The sequence below is a fragment of the Rhodococcus olei genome, from assembly GCF_039540555.1.
Classification (GTDB): Bacteria; Actinomycetota; Actinomycetes; order Mycobacteriales; family Mycobacteriaceae; genus Rhodococcus_G; species Rhodococcus_G olei.
This window is the reverse complement of sequence record NZ_BAABFB010000066.1, coordinates 41786-64087: the sequence shown is the minus strand read 5'-3', so window position 1 is coordinate 64087 and position 22302 is coordinate 41786. Positions and strand designations below refer to the sequence as shown.

At 69.8% G+C, this 22302-nt stretch carries 24 protein-coding genes; 16 read left to right on the top strand and 8 right to left on the bottom strand.

What is annotated here, in order from left to right:
* The first annotated feature begins 38 nt into the window (after positions 1-38).
* Positions 39-515 (top strand): DUF309 domain-containing protein, encoded by a 477-nt coding sequence (locus tag ABD951_RS21255; protein WP_345349799.1) that lies wholly within the window; start codon positions 39-41, stop codon positions 513-515.
* An 835-nt stretch (positions 516-1350) separates the two neighbouring features.
* Here ABD951_RS21255 and ABD951_RS21250 read toward each other — a convergent pair.
* Positions 1351-1476: a hypothetical protein gene (locus tag ABD951_RS21250; protein WP_345349796.1), complete on the bottom strand. Its 126-nt coding sequence runs from the start codon at positions 1474-1476 to the stop codon at positions 1351-1353.
* 185 nt (positions 1477-1661) lie between these two features.
* Positions 1662-1817, bottom strand: a complete 156-nt coding sequence (locus ABD951_RS21245; protein WP_345349793.1) for a hypothetical protein — start codon at positions 1815-1817, stop codon at positions 1662-1664.
* Between the two features lie 251 nt (positions 1818-2068).
* On the opposite strand from ABD951_RS21245, the gene ABD951_RS21240 reads away from it, so the two are divergent.
* Genes ABD951_RS21240 through ABD951_RS21210 form a run of 7 tightly spaced genes read left to right on the top strand, consistent with a single transcriptional unit; the run spans position 2069 to position 11435 of the window.
* Positions 2069-2860, top strand: coding sequence for a TIGR03084 family metal-binding protein (locus tag ABD951_RS21240; RefSeq protein ID WP_345349790.1), 792 nt, complete (start codon positions 2069-2071; stop codon positions 2858-2860).
* A complete protein-coding gene (locus ABD951_RS21235) occupies positions 2857-4596 on the top strand; it encodes an acyclic terpene utilization AtuA family protein (protein ID WP_345349788.1) in 1740 nt (579 codons plus the stop codon). The genes ABD951_RS21240 and ABD951_RS21235 overlap by 4 nt, the downstream gene beginning before the upstream one ends.
* Positions 4593-5771, top strand: coding sequence for an acyl-CoA dehydrogenase family protein (locus tag ABD951_RS21230; protein ID WP_345349785.1), 1179 nt, complete (start codon positions 4593-4595; stop codon positions 5769-5771). Before ABD951_RS21235 ends, ABD951_RS21230 begins: the two co-directional genes overlap by 4 nt.
* A gap of 51 nt (positions 5772-5822) precedes the next feature.
* Positions 5823-7421, top strand: coding sequence for an acyl-CoA carboxylase subunit beta (locus tag ABD951_RS21225; protein WP_345349782.1), 1599 nt, complete (start codon positions 5823-5825; stop codon positions 7419-7421).
* 7 nt (positions 7422-7428) lie between these two features.
* The gene (locus ABD951_RS21220) at positions 7429-9435 is read left to right on the top strand and encodes an ATP-binding protein (RefSeq protein WP_345349776.1); all 2007 of its coding nucleotides are present in this window, start codon (positions 7429-7431) and stop codon (positions 9433-9435) included.
* 3 nt (positions 9436-9438) lie between these two features.
* Complete coding sequence (locus tag ABD951_RS21215; RefSeq protein ID WP_345349773.1) at positions 9439-10599, top strand: acyl-CoA dehydrogenase family protein; 1161 nt, start codon at positions 9439-9441, stop codon at positions 10597-10599.
* A 2-nt stretch (positions 10600-10601) separates the two neighbouring features.
* Positions 10602-11435, top strand: coding sequence for an enoyl-CoA hydratase family protein (locus ABD951_RS21210; protein ID WP_345349770.1), 834 nt, complete (start codon positions 10602-10604; stop codon positions 11433-11435).
* A gap of 75 nt (positions 11436-11510) precedes the next feature.
* Here ABD951_RS21210 and ABD951_RS21205 read toward each other — a convergent pair whose 3' ends face one another.
* Positions 11511-11648 (bottom strand): hypothetical protein, encoded by a 138-nt coding sequence (locus ABD951_RS21205; RefSeq protein ID WP_345349767.1) that lies wholly within the window; start codon positions 11646-11648, stop codon positions 11511-11513.
* 167 nt (positions 11649-11815) lie between these two features.
* Between ABD951_RS21205 and ABD951_RS21200 the strand changes: the two genes are divergently transcribed.
* The 5 genes from ABD951_RS21200 to tuf all read left to right on the top strand — a co-directional run bounded on the left by ABD951_RS21200 (position 11816) and on the right by tuf (position 17161).
* Positions 11816-12487, top strand: coding sequence for a TetR/AcrR family transcriptional regulator (locus ABD951_RS21200; protein WP_345349764.1), 672 nt, complete (start codon positions 11816-11818; stop codon positions 12485-12487).
* Between the two features lie 290 nt (positions 12488-12777).
* Positions 12778-13152, top strand: coding sequence for a 30S ribosomal protein S12 (rpsL, locus tag ABD951_RS21195; RefSeq protein WP_345349761.1), 375 nt, complete (start codon positions 12778-12780; stop codon positions 13150-13152).
* Positions 13152-13622: a 30S ribosomal protein S7 gene (rpsG, locus tag ABD951_RS21190; protein WP_345349758.1), complete on the top strand. Its 471-nt coding sequence runs from the start codon at positions 13152-13154 to the stop codon at positions 13620-13622. Before rpsL ends, rpsG begins: the two co-directional genes overlap by 1 nt.
* Before the next feature lie 140 nt (positions 13623-13762).
* Positions 13763-15865: an elongation factor G gene (gene fusA, locus ABD951_RS21185; protein ID WP_345349755.1), complete on the top strand. Its 2103-nt coding sequence runs from the start codon at positions 13763-13765 to the stop codon at positions 15863-15865.
* A 105-nt stretch (positions 15866-15970) separates the two neighbouring features.
* On the top strand, positions 15971-17161 hold the full coding sequence (tuf, locus tag ABD951_RS21180) for an elongation factor Tu (protein ID WP_345349752.1): 1191 nt from the start codon (positions 15971-15973) through the stop codon (positions 17159-17161).
* A gap of 144 nt (positions 17162-17305) precedes the next feature.
* Here tuf and ABD951_RS21175 read toward each other — a convergent pair whose 3' ends face one another.
* The 5 genes from ABD951_RS21175 to ABD951_RS21155 are packed head-to-tail and all read right to left on the bottom strand — an operon-like array spanning position 17306 to position 19769.
* A complete protein-coding gene (locus ABD951_RS21175; RefSeq protein ID WP_345349749.1) occupies positions 17306-17878 on the bottom strand; it encodes a hypothetical protein in 573 nt (190 codons plus the stop codon).
* Complete coding sequence (locus tag ABD951_RS21170; protein WP_345349746.1) at positions 17875-18855, bottom strand: DUF6286 domain-containing protein; 981 nt, start codon at positions 18853-18855, stop codon at positions 17875-17877. Before ABD951_RS21170 ends, ABD951_RS21175 begins: the two co-directional genes overlap by 4 nt.
* Positions 18848-19027, bottom strand: a complete 180-nt coding sequence (locus ABD951_RS21165; protein WP_345349743.1) for a DUF2273 domain-containing protein — start codon at positions 19025-19027, stop codon at positions 18848-18850. Before ABD951_RS21165 ends, ABD951_RS21170 begins: the two co-directional genes overlap by 8 nt.
* A complete protein-coding gene (locus ABD951_RS21160; protein ID WP_345349740.1) occupies positions 19024-19347 on the bottom strand; it encodes an Asp23/Gls24 family envelope stress response protein in 324 nt (107 codons plus the stop codon). Before ABD951_RS21160 ends, ABD951_RS21165 begins: the two co-directional genes overlap by 4 nt.
* Positions 19344-19769, bottom strand: coding sequence for an Asp23/Gls24 family envelope stress response protein (locus ABD951_RS21155; protein ID WP_345350671.1), 426 nt, complete (start codon positions 19767-19769; stop codon positions 19344-19346). Before ABD951_RS21155 ends, ABD951_RS21160 begins: the two co-directional genes overlap by 4 nt.
* A gap of 162 nt (positions 19770-19931) precedes the next feature.
* Between ABD951_RS21155 and ABD951_RS21150 the strand changes: the two genes are divergently transcribed.
* The 3 genes from ABD951_RS21150 to ABD951_RS21140 all read left to right on the top strand — a co-directional run bounded on the left by ABD951_RS21150 (position 19932) and on the right by ABD951_RS21140 (position 22278).
* Entirely contained in the window at positions 19932-20495 is a 564-nt protein-coding gene (locus tag ABD951_RS21150) for a hypothetical protein (RefSeq protein WP_345349737.1), read from the top strand.
* A complete protein-coding gene (locus ABD951_RS21145) occupies positions 20492-20983 on the top strand; it encodes a twin-arginine translocation pathway signal (protein WP_345349734.1) in 492 nt (163 codons plus the stop codon). Before ABD951_RS21150 ends, ABD951_RS21145 begins: the two co-directional genes overlap by 4 nt.
* 92 nt (positions 20984-21075) lie before the next feature.
* A complete protein-coding gene (locus ABD951_RS21140; protein WP_345349731.1) occupies positions 21076-22278 on the top strand; it encodes an NAD(P)/FAD-dependent oxidoreductase in 1203 nt (400 codons plus the stop codon).
* Positions 22279-22302 lie beyond the last annotated feature (24 nt).

The following is a 22302-nucleotide window of genomic DNA, read 5'->3' as shown; positions in this document are numbered from 1 at the left end:
GCGACTTGGACAGCCGTTCGGCTGGATAGGGTGGGTACATGAATCCGGTGCGACGGGAGCGGGACCCGGAGGGCCGGCCGCGCAACGCCCGGCCTCGGGACGGGCTCGGGCGGCCGTTGCCCCGTGGCGCGGTCGGGGTGCCGCGCGCGCCGGAGGGCGTCGTGCGGGCGCCGGCCGTCACCATCGCCGAGGCGCAGCGACTGCTCGACGCCGGGATGCCGTTTCACGCTCACGAGGTGCTCGAGGACGCCTGGAAGTCGTCCCCTCGCGGCGAGCGTGCCCTGTGGCAGGCGTTGGCGCAGCTCGCGGTCGGGTGGACACACCTGCTGCGCGGCAACGCGGTCGGGGCTCGCGCGCTGCTGGTGCGGGGTCGTGACGGGATCCGGTGTTACGTGCCGGATCCGCCGTACGCGCTGGACCTGGCCGGGCTGGTCGCGTGGACGGACGACGTCCTGGTCGGTCTCGACGATCGGCGGCCGTGCGAGGCGGTGCACCCGCCACGCCTGCGTCGGTGACCGCCTGCCCGAGCTGCGGACCCGACGGGCCGTCGCGGCGTTGAACGGGTGCACGGTCTGGTCCGCGGCGCCGGGTGCTCGCACGGATCGGCAGCGGCGGACCTCGGCGTGCCGACCCTATCGGTGCCCTCGGGCGCCCTCGACGCGCAGGCGGCGGCATGGCGTGCGCTTTCGCTGCACTCGCGGTTGGTGCTCGGGATCATGGCCGGGATTCGGCTGCGCCGACGACGACCCCGTGTCGATGATCGGCGCTGCTCGTGATGGGATCGCCCTGTCCGGATGGGCGAATGCGCAGTCCGGGCCGTCCGGCTGCGGAACCCGGTTCCGTTTGCGGGGATCGCGTCCTGGTAGCCGAGGCGGGCGGGTGCAGGAGTGGGACGTTCGGGGTCCGGCCGCTGCGCGTGGCGTCCCGGAAGATGCGTGACCGTGTGCCGGCACCGGACCCGACTTCGGCGATACCGTGCCGTGACGCTCGCCGTCACGGCACGGTAACGGCAGTCAGACGGTGCTGCCGATGAAGTGATCGCCCGTGGTGCTGCCGATGAACGACTCCGCGACGGGCGCGACGCCGAGCACGCCGGTCAGCAGTGCGATGGGGAGAGTCTCGATCGATCCCATGGGAGCTCCTGGAGTGTGTCGGTGGTGCGCCCGATGCGGCGCGCGTCCAGTTGTACCGCACCGGGTGTGGCCGCGGATCGAAATCGGGGGACCGGGTCGAGTGTGCAGAGTTCGGTCGGAAATGTTGGTGTTCAACGCTTTCGGAGTGTCGTAGGTACGACAGTGGGCCTCCGGCGTTGTCGCCGGAGGCCCACTGGGGTGTGTGTCGTGGTGCGCCTTACTTGGAGGAGCCGCCCGACGAACCGCCCGACGAACCGCCGTCGCCGGAGCCGGAGGAAATCCGGTCGAGGGCGGTGAAGACCGAGGACAGGCCGCTGAACAGATCGGCGAAATCGGACGACATATGCACTCCTGTTGCTCGTACTTCTTCTTCTGACACGCCTGGACAAGCGTTCACGTAGTTTTACCTTATGTGATGTCGTCGTGACCAGACTTTCGGCAGGAAACGCCCAGTTGGCTCGAATTCTGTCGATCGGTTGACCGACAGGCTCCGGTTGGTAACTGGTGGATTGCTCGGGCGGGGCCGGGTCAGAGGCCCGGGAGTCCGATGTCGACGCTGCCGCCGGGCAGGCCGAGCGAACTGCCGACGAACCACGAGCTGTTGGCGGGGGTGCCGAGCGAGGCGAGCTGCGCGAGCAGGGCGCCGAAGTCCGGCAGGGGCGGCAAGGGGGGCAAGGGGGGCAAGGCTGAACTCCTTACGGTCGTTCCGGAGGGCTGCGCCGGGTGCGGCGCAGGTCGGTTTTACAGCACCGCGCGTCGGCCGTGGGGCGGTTTGGCGATCGTGGCCGTAACGTTGAACGGCATTGCCGCACAACACTCTTCGGACCGCTAAGGGGCTACCGGGGAGTTGTCTAACGGTAAATAACAAGCAGTCGTGCTTGCTTTTTTTGTGCGCACGAGTGATGCTGGACACATCATCGTGTGGAGGGAGACTCATGCCCGATCTCGAAACAGTCGTCGCCGACCTACGCGCCGAGGGCGCGGAGCTCGACGCCCTGGTCGCCGACCTCGACGCCGACCGGTGGCGCACGGCCACCCCCGCGCCGGGGTGGACGATCGCGCACCAGATCGGGCACCTCGCCTGGACCGACCGCGCCGCACTGATGTCCCTCGGCGACCCCGACGCGTTCGCCGAGTCCTTGGCCGCGGCGTGGGCCAACCCCACCGGGTTCGTCGACGAGGGTGCCGAGGCCGAGGCGCGCCGTCCGGCCGCCGACCTGCTCGCCGACTGGCGGGCCGGCCGCGACGCGCTCGCCGCGGCGCTGGCCTCGGTTCCGTCCGGAACGAAGCTGCCGTGGTACGGGCCGCCGATGAGCGCGATGTCGATGGCGACCGCTCGGCTGATGGAGACGTGGGCGCACGGTCGGGACGTCGCCGCCGCTCTCGGCGTGGTGCCTGCGCCGACGGCTCGGCTCCGGTCGATCGCGCATCTCGGGGTGCGCACCCGGGACTTCGCGTTCGGTGTCCACGAACTCCCGGTGCCTGCCGAGGAGTTCCGGGTCGAGCTGACGGCACCCGACGGTGAGCTGTGGGTGTGGGGTCCGGAGGGCGCGCCCCAGCATGTCACCGGGCCGGCACTCGACTTCTGCCTGCTGGTGACGCAGCGGGCGCACCGCGGCGACCTGGCGCTCGTCGCGGTCGGAACGGACGCGGAGACGTGGCTCGGCATCGCGCAGGCCTTCGCCGGGTTGCCCGGCGTGGGGCGGGAACGAAAGGCGAACGGGTGAACTCGACGATCCGGATCGGCAACTGCTCCGGCTTCTACGGCGATCGGATCTCGGCCGTGCACGAGATGCTCGTCGGCGGCGAGCTGGACTACCTGACCGGCGACTACCTCGCCGAGCTGACGATGCTCATCCTCGGCCGCGACCGGATGAAGGACCCGGAGCTCGGCTACGCCAAGACCTTCCTGCGTCAGATGGAGGACGGACTCGGCCTCGCGATGGACAAGGGCGTCAGGATCGTCGTCAACGCGGGCGGTCTCAACCCGGCCGGCCTGACCGCGAAGCTCCGGGAACTCGCGGAGCGGGTTGGCGTGTCCGCCCGGTTCGCGCACGTCGAGGGTGACGACCTGACCGCCCGCGCCGCCGAGCTCGGACTGGGGCAGCCGCTCACCGCAAATGCCTACCTCGGCGGTTGGGGCATCGCCGAGTGCCTCTCCGCGGGAGCCGATGTCGTGGTCACCGGTCGCGTCACCGACGCGTCGGTGGTCGTGGGACCTGCGGCGCACCACTTCGGGTGGGGACGGACCGAGTACGACCGACTCGCCGGGGCCGTTGCCGCAGGGCATGTGATCGAATGCGGCACCCAGGCGACCGGGGGTAATTTCGCGTTCTTCACCGAGATCGACGACCTCGCCCGCCCGGGTTTCCCGATCGCCGAGATCCGTGCGGACGGCTCGTCGGTGATCACCAAGCACGCCGGCACCGGTGGCGCGGTCACCGTCGACACCGTCACCGCCCAACTGATGTACGAGATCCAGGACGCCCGCTACGCCGGACCGGACGTCACCACCCGGCTCGACACGGTCACGCTCACCCAGCAGGGGCCCGACCGGGTGGAGATCTCCGGCGTGCGGGGCGAGGCGCCGCCGCCGCAGGTGAAGGTCTCGCTCAACACCCTCGGCGGCTTCCGCAACGAGATGGCGTTCGTGCTCACCGGACTCGACATCGAGGCCAAGGCGGAGCTTGCCCGCACGCAGCTCGAGGCCTGGCTGCCGGTGCGACCCGCCGAACTGACGTGGGACCTGGCCCGACTCGACCGGGAGAACGCCGAGACCGAGGAGCAGGCGAGCGCGATCCTGCGGTGCGTCGTCCGGGACACGGACCCGAACAAGGTCGGCCGGGCGTTCTCCAACGTCGCGGTCGAGCTCGCCCTCGCGAGCTACCCCGGCTGTACCTTCCTCTCGATGCCGGGCAACGGGTCGCCCTACGGCATCTACACTCCGGGCTACGTTGACGTGCAGCAGGTTCCGCACATCGCGGTGCTACCGGACGGGACCCGGGTGGAGGTCGCGCCCGCCGGCGAGACGAGACCGCTCACCCCCGTCGCCGACCCCGATCTGCCGCCTCCGCTCGACGCCGGGCCGACCGTGGACGCGCCGCTGGGTGCGCTGGCCGCGGCACGCAGCGGCGACAAGGGAGGCAACGCGAACATCGGCGTCTGGGTTCGCACCGACGAGCAGTGGCGGTGGCTCGCACACACACTCACGGTTGACGAGCTCCGCCGGATGCTGCCGGAAACAGTGGACCTCCCGATCACCCGGACCCTGCTGCCGCAGCTGCGGGCGGTGAACTTCGTGATCGAGGGCATCCTCGGGAAGGGCGTCGCCTACCAGGCCCGGTTCGACCCGCAGGCCAAGGGCCTCGCCGAGTGGCTCCGATCGCGTCACCTGACGATCCCGGCCGCCCTGCTCGGTCCGGTCACCTCATCCGATCCCACAGCGCAGGAGGCCGGCTCGTGAGCGACGCCTGGAACACCCCCGAACGACGCGAGTTGCGGGAGACCGTACGCCGCTTCATGGACAAGGAGGTCCTTCCGCGCCAGGACGCCTGGGAACGCGCCGGGGAGCTGCCGCGGGAACTGCACCGCCGCGCAGGTGAACTCGGCCTGCTCGGTGTCTCCTTCCCCGAGTCCGTCGGTGGCGGCGGCGGGGAACCGATCGACGCGATCGTGGTCTGCGAGGAGATGCACTACGCCGGGTGCTCCGGGGGACTTTTCGCCTCGCTGTTCACCTGTGGCATCGCACTGCCGCACCTCGTTGCCGCGGGCGACCGGACTCAGATCGACAGGTGGGTGCGGCCCACGCTCGCCGGGGAGCTGATCGGCTCGCTCGCGATCACCGAGCCGGGCGGCGGATCCGACGTCGGGCACCTGACCACCCGCGCGGTCCGCGACGGCGACGACTACATCGTCAACGGCGCGAAGACCTTCATCACCTCCGGCTGCCGGGCCGACTTCGTCGTCACGGCAGTCCGCACCGGAGGGGAGGGCGCGGGTGGGGTGTCCCTCCTCGTGATCGAGAAGGGCACACCGGGATTCACGGTGTCCCGCAAACTCGAGAAGATGGGCTGGCTCGCCTCCGACACCGCCGAACTGTCGTTCGTGGACTGCCGGGTGCCCGCGGCCAACCTGGTCGGGGCCGAGAACACCGGCTTCGCGCAGATAGCACAGGCTTTCGTGACGGAACGGGTCGCGCTCGCCACGCAGGCCTACTCGAGCGCCCAGCGGTGTCTGGACCTGACCCTGGACTGGTGCCGTGACCGGGAGACGTTCGGCCGGCCGCTGATCAGCAGGCAGGCGGTGCAGAACACCCTGTCGGAGATGGCCCGCAAGGTCGACGTGGCCCGCGTCTACACCCGGTCCGTCGTCGACCGGTACACCGCAGGGATCACGCGGGGCGACGGCGGAGCGGCGCAGCCGAACCTCCTCGCCGAGGTGTGTTTCGCGAAGAACACCGCGGTCGAGACCGGGGAATGGGTGGCGCACCAGGCGGTGCAGTTGTTCGGCGGCCTCGGGTACATGCGCGAGAGCGAGGTGGAGCGGCAGTACCGCGACATGCGCATCCTCGGGATCGGAGGCGGCACCAACGAGATTCTGACGTCGCTGGCCGCAAAGCTTCTCGGATTCCAGGCCTGACGGATTCCAGGTCCGACGGATTTCAAGTCTGACAAGGGGAATGGACACACGATGACAACGATCGGATCGACACTCGACACCGCGGGCGAGGGATTCGCCGCCGCGGCCGAGTCGATGCAGGCCAAGCTCGCCGAGATCGGGAGCGAGGTCGACAAGGCGCTCGCCGGCGGCGGACCGAAGGCCGTGGACCGGCACCACACCCGGGGAAAGCTGTTGGCCCGGGAACGGATCGAGCTCCTGATCGACGAGGACTCGCCGTTTCTCGAACTCTGCACGCTCGCGGCCTGGGGCAGCGAGTTCCCGGTCGGCGCGAACGTCGTCACCGGGATCGGCGTGGTCGAGGGCGTCGAGTGCATGATCGTCGCCAACGACCCGACCTCCCGCGGCGGTGCCAGTAATCCGTGGACGATCAAGAAGAGCTTCCGGATCAACGAGATCGTCGAGCAGAACCGGCTGCCGGTCATCTCGCTGGTCGAGTCCGGCGGCGCGGACCTGCCGACGCAGAAGGAGGTCTTCATCCCCGGCGGCCGGATGTTCCGGGACCTGACCCGGGCGTCGGCGGCCGGAATCCCCACCATCTCACTGGTGTTCGGCAACTCCACCGCGGGTGGGGCGTACATCCCCGGCATGTCCGACCACGTCGTGATGATCAAGGAACGGTCCAAGGTGTTCCTGGGCGGCCCACCGCTGGTGAAGATGGCGACCGGGGAGGAGTCCGACGACGAGTCCCTCGGCGGCGCCGAGATGCACGCCCGCAAGTCCGGACTCGCCGACTACTACGCGCAGGACGAGTACGACGCGATCCGGATCGGCCGCAACATCGTCAAGCGGTTGAACTGGCGCAAGCAGGGGCCGGCGCCGCGCGCCGATGTCCGCGAGCCGATCCACGACGTCGAGGATCTGCTCGGCATCGTGCCGACCGACCTGAAGATCCCGTTCGATCCCCGCGAGGTCGTCGCCCGGATCGTCGACGGCTCCGACTTCGACGAGTTCAAGCCGCTGTACGGCAGCTCCCTGGTCACCGGATGGGCGGAGCTGCACGGCTATCCGGTCGGCATCCTCGCCAACGCGCGGGGCGTGTTGTTCTCCGAGGAGGCGCAGAAGGCGACCCAGTTCATCCAACTCGCCAATCGCGCGAACACGCCGCTGATCTTCCTGCACAACACCACCGGCTACATGGTCGGCAAGGAATACGAGCAGGGCGGCATCATCAAGCACGGCGCGATGATGATCAACGCGGTGTCGAACTCGACGGTCCCGCACATCTCGATCCTGATGGGTGCGTCCTACGGTGCCGGCCACTACGGCATGTGCGGTCGTGCCTACGATCCGCGCTTCCTGTTCGCCTGGCCCAGTGCGAAGTCCGCGGTGATGGGACCGGCGCAGCTCGCCGGCGTCGTCTCGATGGTGATGCGCGCCAGCGCTGAGGCCAAGGGCGCGCCGTTCGACGAGGAGGCCGACAAGGGCATGCGCGCGATGATCGAGGCGCAGATCGAGGCCGAGTCGCTGCCGCTGTTCCTGTCCGGCCGGGTGTACGACGACGGCATCATCGACCCGCGCGACACGCGCACCGTGCTGGGTATGTGTCTCTCGGCGATTGCCACCGCCCCGATCGAAGGCACCGAGAACTTCGGTGTCTTCAGAATGTGAGCCCCTCGTGACCGTCACCGAAAGCACGATCACCTCCGTCCTGGTGGCCAACCGCGGCGAGATCGCCCGCCGGGTGTTCGCGAGTGCCCGAGCGATCGGCGTCGCCACCGTCGCGGTGCACTCCGATGCCGACGCCGACGCCCCGCACGTGCGGGAGGCCGACGTCGCGGTGCGCCTGCCCGGCAACACCGCGACGGAGACCTACCTGCGCGGCGAGAAGATCATCGACGCCGCCCTCGCCGCCGGCGCCGACGCCATCCATCCCGGCTACGGATTCCTGTCCGAGAACGCGGAATTCGCCAAGGCCGTGCAGGACGCCGGGCTGACGTGGATCGGCCCGCCGGTCAAGGCGATCGAGTTGATGGGCTCGAAGGTCGAGTCGAAGAAGATGATGGCCGCGGCGGGGGTGCCGGTGCTCGCCGAACTCGACCCGGCGCAGGTCACGGAGGCGGACCTGCCGGTGCTGATCAAGGCGTCGGCAGGCGGTGGTGGCCGCGGGATGCGGGTGGTCCGCAGCCTCGCCGAACTGCCCGGCCAGCTCGAGGGTGCGCGGGCGGAGGCGCAGTCCGCGTTCGGCGACCCCACCGTGTTCTGCGAGAGGTACCTCGAGACCGGCCGCCACATCGAGGTCCAGGTCATGGCCGACGCCCACGGCACCGTGTGGGCGATCGGCGAGCGGGAGTGTTCGATCCAGCGCCGGCACCAGAAGGTCGTGGAGGAGGCGCCCTCGCCACTCGTCGACCGGCTGGAGGGAGCCGGAAAGGGCATGCGCGGAAGCCTGTTCCAGGCGGCCGTCGACGCCGCCGCCGCGATCGGGTACGAGGGCGCGGGCACCGTGGAGTTCCTCGCCGACGACAACGGCGGGTTCTACTTCCTGGAGATGAACACCCGGCTGCAGGTAGAGCACCCGGTCACCGAGCTCACCACCGGGCTCGACCTGGTCGAGCTCCAGATGCGCGTGGCCCGAGGTGGCGCGCTCGGCGACGCGCCGCCCGCCGCGCACGGCCACGCGATCGAGGTCCGGTTGTACGCGGAGGACCCGGCGCAGGGCTGGCAGCCGCAGTCGGGCAGCGTGCACCGTTTCGAGATCCCGGGTGTGGACACCGAATTCGGTGTTCCCGGCACGCCTCGGGGGCTGCGGCTGGACTCCGGCATCGTCGACGGCTCGGTGGTCGGGGTGTTCTACGACCCGATGCTCGCGAAGGTGATCGCGTGGGCGCCGGACCGGCAGGCCGCTGCGAGCAGGCTCGCGACCGCGCTGGCGAAGACGAAGATCCACGGCCTGGTCACCAACCGGGACCTGCTGGTGCGGGTGCTCCGTCATCCGGCCTTCCTGGCCGGCGACACCGACACCGCGTTCTTCGACCGGCACGGACTCGACACCCTCGCCGCCCCGGCCGCGTCGCCCGAGTCCGAACGTGTCTCGGCCCTCGCCGCGGCCCTGGCGGGGGCCGCCGCGAATCGGCGGGCGGCGACGGTGGGCGGCGGGCTGCCGAGCGGGTGGCGCAACGTGGTCTCCCAGCCGCAGCGCAAGGTGTTCGACGGCCCCGCGGGAACCCACGAGGTCGACTACCGGATCCGCAGGGACGGGACGCTCGAGACCGGGTGTGTCGACGCGGTCGGCCTGGTGTCGGCTACCCCGGACGAGGTCGTCCTCACGGTCGACGGGCTGACCCGGCGGTTTGCCGTCGCCCGCTACGGGGACCTCGTGTGCGTCGACTCGCCGGTCGGCGCGACGGCCTTCCGGGCCGTCCCGCGCTTCGTCGACCCGGCGACGGTCGTCGCCGCCGGATCGCTGCTCGCGCCGATGCCCGGCACCGTCGTCCGTCTCGGCGGTGCGGTCGGGGACCGGGTTGCCGCCGGCGACCCGATCCTGTGGCTCGAGGCCATGAAGATGGAGCACACCATCACCGCCCCCGCGGACGGTGTGCTCACCGAACTGAACGTCACCGTCGGACAGCAGGTCGACGTCGGGGCCGTCCTGGCCGTCGTCGACGACGAACAAGGGGAGTGAGAGATGGGCTTCATCGAAACCGACGAGCAGCGGGAGCTGCGGTCCGCGGTCGCCAAGCTCGGCGAGCGCTACAACTACGTCGACTACGTGTTGCCGCGGGCTCGGCGGGGCGAACCGCTGACCGAGCTGTGGAACGAGGCGGGCAAGCTCGGATTCCTCGGCGTGAACCTGCCCGAGGAGTACGGCGGCGGCGGCGCGGGGATCTACGAACTCGCCCTCGTGCAGGAGGAATTGGCGGCCCGCGGCGCCGGACTGCTGCTGGTGGTGGTGTCGCCGGCGATCTGCGGGACGATCATCGGCAAGTACGGCACCGACGACCAGAAGCGGGCGTGGCTGCCGGGCCTGGCGGACGGCAGCAAGATCATGGCGTTCGGCATCACCGAACCCGACGCCGGCTCGAACTCGCACCAGATCACCACCACGGCGCGCCGCGACGGCGAGGACTGGATCCTGTCCGGCAACAAGATCTTCATCTCCGGCGTCGACCAGGCCGACGCGGTGCTGATCGTCGCGCGGACCGAGGACCACCGGTCCGGCAAGCTGAAGCCGGCACTGTTCATCGTCCCGACCGACACCGAGAACTTCGTCCGGACGCCGATGGCGATGGACATCGTCGAACCGGACCACCAGTTCACACTGTTCCTCGACGACGTCCGGCTACCCGCCGACGCGCTCGTCGGGTCCGAGGACGCGGCGCTGATGCAGTTGTTCGCCGGGCTGAACCCGGAACGCATCCTGGGTGCCGCGATGGCGGTCGGCATGGGCCGGTACGCGCTGGCCGCCGCCGCCAAGTACGCCCAGGAGCGCACGGTCTGGAAGACCCCGATCGGTGCGCATCAGGGCATCGCGCATCCGCTCGCGCAGTGCAAGATCGAACTCGAGCTCGCGAAGCTGATGATGCAGAAGGCGGCGACGCTGTACGACGCCGGCGACGACTTCGGCGCCGCGGAGGCCGCGAACATGGCGAAGTACGCGGCCGCGGAGGCCAGCATCAAGTGCCTCGACCAGGCCATCCAGACTCACGGAGGCGGCGGACTCACCCAGGAGTACGGCCTGGCCGCGATGCTGGGTGCGGCCCGGATCGCGCGGGTGGCGCCGGTCAGCAGGGAGATGATCCTCAATTTCGTCGCGCAGCACTCGCTGGCGCTGCCCAGGTCGTACTGACGATGGGCGACGACGAGCGCGGACCGTTCGTCCGTTACGAGGTGTCCGGCGGCGGCTTCGCCACCCTGACGCTGGACTCGCCGCACAACCGCAACGCGATCTCGACGCGGCTGGTCGCCGAACTCCGGCAGGGACTGAGGGACGCGGCGGCGGACGAGACGGTTCGTGCGGTCGTCCTCACGCACACCGGCGGCACGTTCTGTGCGGGCGCGGACTTGTCGGAGGCGAGCGGAGCGACGGGGAATGTGTCGGAGGCGAGCGGAGCGACGGAGCACGCGGACCCGGCCGCCCTGGCCGCGCACCGCACGTCGCAGATGACGGAGTTGCTGCGCGCGTTCCTGGAACTGCCGAAGCCGATCGTCGGAAGGGTCGACGGGCACGTCCGCGCGGGCGGAATGGGGCTGGTCGGGGCGTGCGACCTGGTGGCCGCCGGGCCGGCGAGCACGTTCGCCCTGACGGAGTCGCGGCTCGGTCTGGCGGCGTCGATCATCTCGCTGACGGTGCTGCCGCGGCTGACCTCGCGTGCGGCGGGACGGTACTTCCTGACCGGGGAGAAGTTCGGCGCGGCGGAGGCGGCGTCGATCGGTTTGATCACCGTCGCCGCCGACGACGTCGACGCGAGTGTGTCGGCGTGGCTGGCGGACCTGTCGCTGGCGTCGCCGCAGGGGCTGGCCGAGTCGAAGAGCCTCACGACCGCCCGGGTTCTCGCCGATTTCGACCGCTACGGCGCGGACCTCGCCGCGCAGTCCGCCCGGTTGTTCGGAACCCCGGAGGCGATCGAGGGCATGACCGCGTTCCTGCAGCGGCGGCCCCCGGCGTGGGCGCCGGGGGAGTGAGCATGCTCCCCGGAACGGCCGAACCCGCGCTCCGAGGAGCGCGGGTTCGGCCGGCCGCTCAGTCGAGCGGTGGTGTTACTTGGCACCGCCGAAGAGGTCGCCTGCCGCCTCGGAGGAGCCCGCGAAGAAGCTCAGCGCGCCGGTGAAGTCACTGATGGCGCCGGTGAAGTCGGAGGCGAAGTCGAGGAAGGGGATGATCTCAGCAGAACCCATGGGGTGCTCCTAGTCTGTGTCACGGTCGTACAACGGTTGGCCCCCCTCATAGGAGCCATGTCCTTCGTACAGCGGTAATTTTGTGATTGCAATGTGATCCAAAACGCGAAACATCGAGTTTCCCTCTGTGTTACCGGCGACCTGGGATTGGAGAGCTGAGGTAACAAATGCGTGAACCGCAGCAGGACCGCAGTCGCACGACGCGGCGGAGACTGCTCGAGGCGACGATCGACTGCCTCGCCGAGCAGGGCTGGGCCGCGACGACGGTCGGGGTGGTGGCCAAGCGGGCCGGTGTCTCGCGGGGTGCCGCACAACATCATTTCCCCACCCGAGAGGACCTGATCACCGCGGCGCTGGAATACATGTTCGACACGCGCATGCAGATCGCCCGCGACGAATCCGGGGGCCTCCCGGAGGGTCCGGGGCGAACGGCCGCGGTCGTCGAACGGCTCGTGGACTACTACACCGGCACCCTGTTCAAGGCGGCCCTTCAGGTGTGGACGGCGGCCGCCTCGGATCCGGCCCTGCGTCAGCGGGTGCTGCCGCTGGAGGAGCGGTTCGGGCGGACGGCCCATCGCGTGGCTGTCGACCAGCTCGGTGTCGACGGCTCGGATCCGGAGGTCCGGGCGCTCGTGCAGGCGACCCTGGACCTGGCCCGGGGGCTCGGACTCGCCGACGTCCTGACCGACGACTCCCGCCGGCGTGCGGAGATCGTGGCGAGCTGGGCGGCGCAACTCGAGGCCGCGCTCGCGGACCGTGCCCTCCCGGTGCCGGACGCCGCGATCGTCCGCCGTCGCCGGAGCGCGCCGACGGGTCCCGGCCAGGCCGCCTCGCTTTGACCTTCCCGCGAGCAGGCGGGTATCGTGGTCGGTCGTGTCCGGACTTTCCGGGCCGCTTTGTGTGCCTAGCGAGGTATAGCCGCGCGCGCAGCCGCATCGCGAGATCGAGATTCGCGATGCAGTGGCGAGCATCCGGCTGCCTGTGTGGGGGTATGCGACACGCCCGACCTCGTGGTCGAGGAATGGGTGAGGAGCAGCGTTTTCTTGCTCCAACTGCTAGATCCCTGAATACACAACTGCCAGGTCTGCTCCCCCCGGAGCGGATCGGGCGAGACGAAGAAAGCCGGTATATGCCAACCATCAACCAGCTGGTCCGCAAGGGACGGCGCGACAAGCCGTCCAAGCAGAAGACCGCTGCACTGAAGGGCAGCCCGCAGCGTCGTGGCGTGTGCACCCGCGTGTACACCACGACCCCGAAGAAGCCGAACTCCGCGCTGCGTAAGGTCGCGCGTGTGCGTCTGACCAGCTCCGTCGAGGTCACCGCGTACATCCCGGGTGAGGGCCACAACCTCCAGGAGCACTCGATGGTGCTCGTTCGTGGCGGTCGTGTGAAGGACCTCCCGGGTGTCCGCTACAAGATCATCCGCGGCTCGCTCGACACCCAGGGTGTCAAGAACCGCAAGCAGGCGCGTAGCCGCTACGGCGCGAAGAAGGAGAAGGGCTGATGCCTCGTAAGGGTCCCGCTCCCAAGCGGCCGCTCGTCGCGGATCCGGTCTACGGTTCCCCGCTGGTCACCCAGCTCGTCAACAAGATCCTGCTCGACGGCAAGAAGTCCACTGCCGAGCGCATCGTCTACGGTGCCCTCGAGCAGGCGCGGGAGAAGACCGGCACCGATCCGGTCGTCACCCTCAAGCGCGCGCTCGACAACGTCAAGCCCGCCCTCGAGGTCCGCAGCCGCCGTGTCGGTGGCGCCACCTACCAGGTTCCGGTCGAGGTTCGTCCGGGTCGTTCCACCACCCTGGCGCTGCGCTGGCTGGTGACCTTCTCGCGGCAGCGTCGTGAGAAGACGATGGTCGAGCGTCTGGCCAACGAGTTGCTGGACGCCAGCAACGGCCTGGGCGCGTCGGTCAAGCGTCGCGAGGACACGCACAAGATGGCCGAGGCCAACAAGGCGTTCGCGCACTACCGCTGGTGATTCGACACCGGGCGGCACCTGTACCCGGGTGCCGCCCGGGCGTCGTCACTGCAGTGTCGGGTCCCTCGCGGGCCGGCTGCCAACACAAGAAGAATGTGGTCCGGTAGGGCCGACACGAGCTACGAGCGGGGAAGAATCCTGTGGCACAGGAAGTGCTGACCGACCTGAACAAGGTCCGCAACATCGGCATCATGGCGCACATCGACGCCGGCAAGACCACCACGACCGAGCGCATCCTCTTCTACACCGGTGTGAACTACAAGATCGGTGAGACCCACGACGGTGCGTCGACGACGGACTGGATGGAGCAGGAGAAGGAACGCGGCATCACGATCACGTCCGCCGCGGTCACCTGCTTCTGGAACAAGAACCAGATCAACATCATCGACACCCCCGGCCACGTCGACTTCACGGTCGAGGTCGAGCGCTCGCTGCGCGTCCTCGACGGTGCCGTCGCGGTGTTCGACGGCAAGGAGGGCGTCGAGCCGCAGTCGGAGCAGGTGTGGCGTCAGGCCGCCAAGTACGACGTTCCGCGCATCTGTTTCGTCAACAAGATGGACAAGATGGGCGCGGACTTCTACTTCACGGTCCAGACCATCATCGACCGCCTCGGTGCGAAGCCGCTGGTCCTGCAGCTGCCGATCGGTGCCGAGGACGACTTCGACGGCGTCGTCGACCTCGTCGAGATGAAGGCCATCACCTGGCGCGGCGTGGTGCCGACCGGTGCCGAGCCGACCATCGAGGAGATCCCCGCGGACCTGGCCGACAAGGCCGCCGAGTACCGCGAGAAGCTGCTCGAGACCGTTGCCGAGTCCGACGAAGCGCTGATGGAGAAGTACTTCGGTGGCGAGGAGCTCACGGTCGAGGAGATCAAGGGCGCCATCCGCAAGATGACGGTCGCCTCCGAGCTGTACCCGGTGCTGTGCGGTTCCGCGTTCAAGAACAAGGGTGTTCAGCCCATGCTCGACGCGGTCATCGACTACCTGCCGAACCCGCTGGACATCGGCGAGGTGCACGGCCACGCGCTGGGCAACGAGGAGGAGGACCTCACCCGCAAGCCGAGCAAGGAGGAGCCGTTCTCGGCTCTGGCCTTCAAGATTGCGGCGCACCCCTTCTTCGGCAAGCTGACCTTCGTGCGCGTCTACTCGGGTCGGATCGATCCGGGTGCCCAGGTGCTCAACGCCACCAAGGGCAAGAAGGAGCGCATCGGCAAGCTCTTCCAGATGCACGCCAACAAGGAGAACCCGGTCGACGAGGCCGTGGCAGGCCACATCTACGCGATGATCGGCCTGAAGGACACCACGACCGGTGACACCCTGTGCGATCAGGCGAACCCGATCGTGCTCGAGTCCATGACCTTCCCGGACCCGGTCATCCAGGTCTCGATCGAGCCGAAGACCAAGTCCGACCAGGAGAAGCTGGGCACCGCGATCCAGAAGCTGGCCGAAGAGGACCCGACCTTCTCCGTCGAGCTCGACGAGGAGACCGGCCAGACCGTCATCGGCGGCATGGGCGAGCTCCACCTCGACATCCTCGTCGACCGCATGCGGCGCGAGTTCAAGGTCGAGGCGAACGTCGGCAAGCCGCAGGTCGCGTACCGCGAGACCATCACCAAGACGGTCGAGAAGCACGAGTTCACCCACAAGAAGCAGACCGGTGGTTCCGGCCAGTTCGCGAAGGTGATCATCGCGCTCGCACCGTTCGTCGGCGAGAACGGCGAGTCGTACGAGTTCGAGAACAAGGTCTCCGGTGGCCGCGTTCCGCGTGAGTACATCCCGTCGGTCGACGCGGGCGCCCAGGACGCCATGCAGTACGGCGTGCTCGCCGGCTACCCGCTGGTGAACATGAAGGTGACCCTGCTCGACGGCGCGTACCACGACGTCGACTCCTCGGAAATGGCCTTCAAGATCGCCGGTTCGCAGGCGCTCAAGGAAGCCGCCCGCAAGGCCGGCCCGGTCATTCTCGAGCCGATCATGGCTGTCGAGGTCACCACGCCCGAGGACTACATGGGCGACGTGATCGGCGACCTGAACTCCCGTCGTGGCCAGATTCAGGCCATGGAGGAACGCAGTGGTGCCCGTGTCGTGAAGGCGCTGGTTCCGCTCTCGGAGATGTTCGGCTACATCGGTGACCTGCGGTCGAAGACCCAGGGCCGGGCGAACTTCTCCATGGTGTTTGATTCCTACGCAGAGGTTCCCGCGAACGTCTCGAAGGAAATCATCGCCAAGGCGACCGGCGAGTAACACCAGCTGGGAGCACGACGCTGGCGAGTTTTCACCAGCTGAGCACGACCAAGTAAAACAACCGCACTGCTGCATATCGCAAGCAACACAACAGGAGGCCATCAAGTGGCGAAGGCGAAGTTCGAGCGGACGAAGCCGCACGTCAACATCGGGACCATCGGTCACGTTGACCACGGCAAGACGACGCTGACCGCGGCCATCACCAAGGTCCTGCACGACAAGTACCCGGATCTGAACGAGGCCTCGGCCTTCGACCAGATCGACAAGGCGCCGGAGGAGAAGGCTCGTGGTATCACGATCAACATCTCCCACGTCGAGTACCAGACCGACAAGCGCCACTACGCGCACGTCGACGCGCCGGGCCACGCCGACTACATCAAGAACATGATCACCGGTGCCGCCCAGATGGACGGCGCGATCCTGGTCGTGGCCGCCACCGACGGCCCGATGCCGCAGACCCGTGAGCACGTGCTGCTCGCCCGCCAGGTCGGCGTGCCCTACATCCTCGTCGCGCTGAACAAGGCCGACATGGTCGACGACGAGGAGATCCTCGAGCTCGTCGAGATGGAGGTCCGCGAGCTGCTGGCGTCGCAGGAGTTCGACGAGAACGCTCCGGTCGTGCCGGTCTCCGCGCTGAAGGCGCTCGAGGGCGACGAGAAGTGGGGCCAGACGGTCCTCGACCTCATGCAGGCCGTCGACGACTCCATCCCGGACCCGGTCCGTGAGACCGACAAGCCGTTCCTGATGCCCGTCGAGGACGTCTTCACGATCACCGGTCGTGGCACCGTCGTCACCGGTCGTATCGAGCGCGGTGTGATCAACGTGAACGAAGAGGTCGAGATCGTCGGCATCCGCCCGGAGTCGACCAAGACCACCGTCACCGGCATCGAGATGTTCCGCAAGCTGCTCGACTCGGGCCAGGCCGGCGACAACGTCGGTCTGCTCGTCCGCGGCATCAAGCGCGAGGACGTCGAGCGTGGCCAGGTTGTCGTCAAGCCCGGCACCACCACCCCGCACACGGAGTTCGAGGGCCAGGCGTACATCCTGTCGAAGGACGAGGGCGGCCGCCACACCCCGTTCTTCAACAACTACCGCCCGCAGTTCTACTTCCGTACCACGGACGTGACGGGCGTCGTGACCCTGCCCGAGGGCACCGAGATGGTCATGCCCGGTGACAACACCGAGATGTCCGTCAAGCTGATCCAGCCGGTCGCCATGGACGAGGGCCTGCGGTTCGCCATCCGTGAGGGTGGCCGTACCGTCGGCGCCGGTCGCGTCACCAAGATCATCAAGTGATCACCGATCACCAGATGATCTAGCAGTACCAAGCAGGACGGCGTCCACCCCTCGGGGTGGGCGCCGTTCGGCGTTTCGGGCGCAGTGCCGGCCGAGCGCGGGCCGGGGCGCGCCGCATCCGGCCGATCGCCCCGGGTCGCGTCGTCAGTGGTCGGTGGGATCGAGGTGCAGCAGGACCTGGGTCGCGACCGGGGCGCCGGGCAGGGCGGCGGCCATCGACCGTGCCATCGCCTCCGCACTGCGCGTGAAGTCCGCGACGTCGATCGTCGGGTCGGCGACGACCGTGACCCGTAGGGTCGCCAGACCGCGGTCGTCGACGGCCGCGTGCCGGACGGTGCGGACTCCGTCGAGGGTGGCGAGCTCGGCGGCCAATCCGACCGCCAGCGGACCCAGATCCACCGACAGACCCGCCGCGTCGGACGGCTCGAGTGCATCGCCGGTGAAGACCGGCATCGTCGAGGTCCGCCCCCGCCGCAGGTTGACGGTCAGCAGCACCAGTCCGGCCACCAGGGTCAGGACCGCGGTGACCGCGAGTGCGGTCGGCCACCAGGACTCGTCGGGCAGCCCCGCGATGCGGGTGCGGTCGACTCGGTGGACCAGATCCCGCGCGGCGTCGACGCCGATCGCCCACGTGAGTGTCACCGCGGCGCCCGCGAGCAGTGCCGCCCCCGCGGCGAGGGCCACGAGCCGGTCGACGATCGAGATGCGCCGCCTCACGACCTCAGCCGCCCGATCCGGACCCGCAGGGTGCGCGGGGACGCGAGGGTGTCCAGGGCGGGCGCGACCGCGTCACGCACGTACCCGTCGAGATCGTCGGCGGGGATCTCCCCGTTCGGGGTCACGTGGACCGTTGCTCGCCGACGGTCGACGGTGGTGTGCACCGCGCCGACCCCGGCGACCGTGCCGGCGCGGGCACTGCACATCCGTGCGACGTCGACGGGCCGCAGCCACACGACCGGTGTTCCGTCGCCGCCGACCGGTAGGTGCGTGCGTGTGCGCGGCAGCAGAGCCAAGCAGACCAGGACGATGCCGGCGGCCGCAGCGGCCACCGCGGCGGCGGCCATCCAGGTCTGCCAGTGCAGGCCGGCGAGCCACCACACCGAGTTCCGCACCCAGGCCGCCGGGGCGATCATGCCCTTGGCGATCAGGAACTCGCGTCCGGCGACGGCCGCGACGCAGATCAGCGCGATCGCGACGATCACGGCGACGAGCGCCGCTGCGGGCCGGGCCAGCGGCGGCCGCGCAGCGGGGGGAGCGACCCCGTCCGGGCACTCGGCCGTCAGCTGCCGGGCGTCGACCTCGGCGTCCCCGTCGCCGCTGCGGGGGACCGCGGCGGCGACGACGATGTGCAGGCCCTCGAGCGGCATCCCGGTCAGGGTCTCGATGCGCTCGGCGACCGTGACGTGCACCTCCCGCGACAGCATCGCGACCGGGCACGGCCACGTCACCGCGAGGTACAGCGCGACCGCGACGGAGTCCGCGCCGGTCGTGACCTCGGCACGCGGCAGGTCCCGGCCGGGCAGCTTGAGCAGTCCCGAGGACTGCCGCACGACCCCGGGTACGGACAGGGCGGCGGCGACGGCGATCCGCGAGATCGCGCGGTCCTTGACCACGAGGCGGCCGCGGGCACCGCGTTCGAGATCGAGTTCGCTGTGTTCGGTGCCGGGTGTCGGGGAAGGGGCGAGGTCAGCCACGGCCCCGGCTCCGGAGCAGGGCGCCGAGGTCGAAGTGCCCGTCCCGGTGCGCGCCGATCGCCATGCCGATCGCGCCGAGCATCACCGCGAACACGAAGCCGGCGAAGCCGCCGAGGATCCCGGCGAGTGCCAGCAACAGTCCGGCGATCAGCCCGACGACGGTGTTGTTCATCGTGCAGTCCTCTCGGTGTGCGCGGCCACGGGCGTGCCGGTGTCCGGGGTGACCGCGACGTCGTCGACCGTGACCGTGACCGGGACCGGAACGATCGGCTCGACCGCTCGGTGCACGGAGCGCGCGACGTCGACGACGTTGTGCGGATACGCGACGACGACGTGGATCGCGCATTCGGCACCGGTGAGCGCGACCCCGAGGACGCGCCGTCCGGGAAGGTAGGTGGCGACCTCGCCGAACTGGCCGCCGTGCAGTCCGGCGACTCCGGGCACCGCCAGCACCTGGGCGGCGATCCGGTCGGCGTCGGCGGGATCGGTCACTGGACCCTCGGCCGGGTGTCGCTCTCGACGGCGCCGGCGTTCTCGTCGAACAGCACGACGTCGTAGACGGTGATGTTCACCTCGGTGACCTCGAGTCCGGTCATCCGCTCGACCGCGGCGATCACGTTGCGGCGGATGCCGGCGGCCAGTTCGTGCAGCGCGACACCGTATTCGGCGACGATGCCGATGTCGATCGCGGCCTGGCGCTCGCCGACCTCGACCGCGACGCCCTGGCCGTGGTTGACGCGTGCGCCGGGAATGCGGTCCCGCAGAGCTCCGACGACGCGGGCGGTGCCGCCCCCGACGTCGAACACGCCGCTGATCTCCCGGGTGGCGATGCCCGCGATCTTCGCGACGACCGCGTCGGCGATGATCGTCCTGCCCTCCACACGTTCCGTCGACGATCCGGCGCCGAACTGCACGGCGCCGAACTCGACCGCGCCGCGGGTGGGCTGCTGCGCCCGGAGTTCGTTCGGTTCGGTGGTCACACGTCAACACTAGTGAGTGCGGACGCCCGGCGATGCCTGTGAGGGGGATCACCTACGGTGGTGCGTGCACCGCAGTTCGGACGAAGGACAGGACGCATGGGGGACACAGCAGTGGTGGAAGGGGACCGTGCCCCCGGCGCGGGCGCGCAGGGGACACGCGCCGGCCGGGTCGGCGCGCGGCGCCTCGGCCGGGTCGTGGTCGTGGTGCTCGCCGTCGGGTGCCTCGTCCTGGCCGCGGTGTGCGGGGTCCTGATCTGGCAGCAGTGGCGGTTCGACGCCGATCAGGCGGCGCAGCAGGACGCGCTCGCCGCCGCGCGGACCGTCGCGATGAACCTGGCGACCGTCGATCACGAGCACGCCGAGCAGGACGTCGAGCGGGTCCTGGCCGGGTCGACGGGCGAGTTCCGCGACGACTACGGCTCGAATGCGGCGTCCTTCGTGAGGGTCGTACAGGAGGCCCAGGTCAAGACCGTCGGACAGCGTGCGGATGCCGGGATCGAGTCCTGGGACGGCGACCACGGGACGGTGCTCGTAGAGGTGGCGTCGACGGTCACCAACCGCACCGCGGCGCAACCGCAGGCGAGGGTGTGGCGGCTGCGGATGACGATGGAGGACGTGGACGGCGGGTACAAGGCCGCGGCACTGGAGTACCTCGCGTGAGGGGGCGGCCGACCCGGCTCGTGTGGCTGCTCGCCACGCTGGCGCTGATTCTGGCGGTGGTCGCCGCGATCCTGTTCGTGCGGGTGGACCGCGCGGACGAGCGGTCGGGCGACGCGGCCCGTGCCGCGGTCGCCCAGGCGGCGGGGGAGGGCGCCGCGGCGCTGCTGACCTACACCCCGGACACGGTCGCGGCGGACATGTACACGGCGACGCAGCGGCTGACCGGCGACTTCCGCGACCAGTTCGGCCGGCTCACCGACACGGTCGTCGTCCCCGCGTCGCGGGCACAGGGCATCACCCGAACGGCGACGGTCACCGGGACCGGCGTGTCGGCGGTGGACGGCGACACCGCGGAGGCCTTGGTGTTCCTCCGCCAGGTGACCCGCACCGCCGCGGCGCCGGATCCGGTCGGTGAGACGGTCGGCGCCCGCGTGCAGTTGACCCGGGTCGACGGGACGTGGCTCATCTCGGGATTCGAGGCGTCCTGACCCGTGGGACTACTAGAACGTGTGTCAGTTTGGTATGACTTGTTGGTGGCCGGTGGCGGTCACGGACGACGTTGTGGAGGGGTGGTCGCACGATGAGCGTGGGACGAATCGTGATCGTCGGGGCGGGCCTGGCCGGGCTGCGCACCGCCGAGGAGCTGCGGCGGGCAGGGCACGAGGGCCGGATCACGCTGGTGGGCGAGGAAGTGCACCTTCCGTACGACCGCCCGCCGCTGTCGAAGGACGTGGTCCGCGGCGAGACCGACGACGTCACCCTCAAGCCTGCCGAGTACTACGACGAGATCGACGTCGAGCTGCAGCTCGGTGCCCGCGCGGTGTCCGTGGACGCCGGCGCGCGGGCCGTCGCCCTCGCCGACGGCAGCACCCTCGGGTACGACCACCTGGTCATCGCGACCGGGTTGACTCCGCGCCGCATCCCCGGCCTGCCGGACCTCGACGGTGTGCACGTGCTGCGCACACTCGAGGACTCGCACGGTCTGCGTGCCGATCTGGTCCCCGGCCGCACCGCGCTCGTCGTCGGTGCCGGGTTCATCGGCTGCGAGCTCGCCGCCAGCATGCGCGCGAAGGGACTCGACGTGATTCTGGTCGAACCCCAGCCGACGCCGCTCGCGTCGGTGCTCGGCCCGCAGGTCGGGGCCCTCGTGACGCGGCTGCACGAGGCCGAGGGCGTGGACGTACGCACCGGGGTCGGGCTCGAGTCGCTGCGTGGCGACACCCGGGTGACCGGGGCCGTGCTCGGGGACGGCACCGAGGTGTCGGCGGACCTGGTGGTGATCGGCATCGGTTCGAACCCGGTCACCGGCTGGCTGGACGGGTCCGGGGTCGTGACCGCCGAACGGGGCGCCGGTGGCGGTGTGCTGGCGGACGAGGTCGGCCGCACCAGCGACCCGCACGTCTGGGCGGTCGGCGACGTCGCGGCGTGGACACACCCCGACGGGGTGCAGCGTCGCGTCGAACACTGGAACAACGCAGGCGAACAGGCGAAGGTCCTGGCACACGCGCTGGTCGCCGGCTCGGCGCCGGAGCTGCCCGCACAGGTGCCGTACTTCTGGTCCGACCAGTACGACGTGAAGATCCAGGCGCTCGGCGAGCCGTCCGGAACCGACACCGTGCACGTCGTGCGTGACGACGGCCGCAAGTTCCTCGCCTACTACGAGCGTGACGGCCGGCTCGTCGCGGTCGTCGGCGGCGGCCTGGCCGGCCCGGTGATGAAGATGCGGGCCAAGATCGCGGCGACGGTGCCGATCTCCGAGGTGGTCGCGGCCGCCGCGGTCTGACCCGGACCGGGCGGCCCCGGAACC

Excerpts from the sequence above, each read along its gene's own strand:
- ABD951_RS21210 (WP_345349770.1), top strand. The coding sequence starts at position 10,602 with ATGGGCGACGACGAGCGCGGACCGTTCGTCCGTTACGAGGTGTCCGGC.
- ABD951_RS21255 (WP_345349799.1), top strand. The coding sequence starts at position 39 with ATGAATCCGGTGCGACGGGAGCGGGACCCGGAGGGCCGGCCGCGCAAC.
- ABD951_RS21240 (WP_345349790.1), top strand. The coding sequence starts at position 2,069 with ATGCCCGATCTCGAAACAGTCGTCGCCGACCTACGCGCCGAGGGCGCG.
- ABD951_RS21205 (WP_345349767.1), bottom strand. The coding sequence starts at position 11,648 with ATGGGTTCTGCTGAGATCATCCCCTTCCTCGACTTCGCCTCCGACTTC.
- ABD951_RS21150 (WP_345349737.1), top strand. The coding sequence starts at position 19,932 with ATGGGGGACACAGCAGTGGTGGAAGGGGACCGTGCCCCCGGCGCGGGC.
- ABD951_RS21165 (WP_345349743.1), bottom strand. The coding sequence starts at position 19,027 with ATGAACAACACCGTCGTCGGGCTGATCGCCGGACTGTTGCTGGCACTC.
- rpsG (WP_345349758.1), top strand. The coding sequence starts at position 13,152 with ATGCCTCGTAAGGGTCCCGCTCCCAAGCGGCCGCTCGTCGCGGATCCG.
- ABD951_RS21215 (WP_345349773.1), top strand. The coding sequence starts at position 9,439 with ATGGGCTTCATCGAAACCGACGAGCAGCGGGAGCTGCGGTCCGCGGTC.
- ABD951_RS21140 (WP_345349731.1), top strand. The coding sequence starts at position 21,076 with ATGAGCGTGGGACGAATCGTGATCGTCGGGGCGGGCCTGGCCGGGCTG.
- rpsL (WP_345349761.1), top strand. The coding sequence starts at position 12,778 with ATGCCAACCATCAACCAGCTGGTCCGCAAGGGACGGCGCGACAAGCCG.
- ABD951_RS21225 (WP_345349782.1), top strand. The coding sequence starts at position 5,823 with ATGACAACGATCGGATCGACACTCGACACCGCGGGCGAGGGATTCGCC.
- ABD951_RS21200 (WP_345349764.1), top strand. The coding sequence starts at position 11,816 with ATGCGTGAACCGCAGCAGGACCGCAGTCGCACGACGCGGCGGAGACTG.
- ABD951_RS21250 (WP_345349796.1), bottom strand. The coding sequence starts at position 1,476 with ATGTCGTCCGATTTCGCCGATCTGTTCAGCGGCCTGTCCTCGGTCTTC.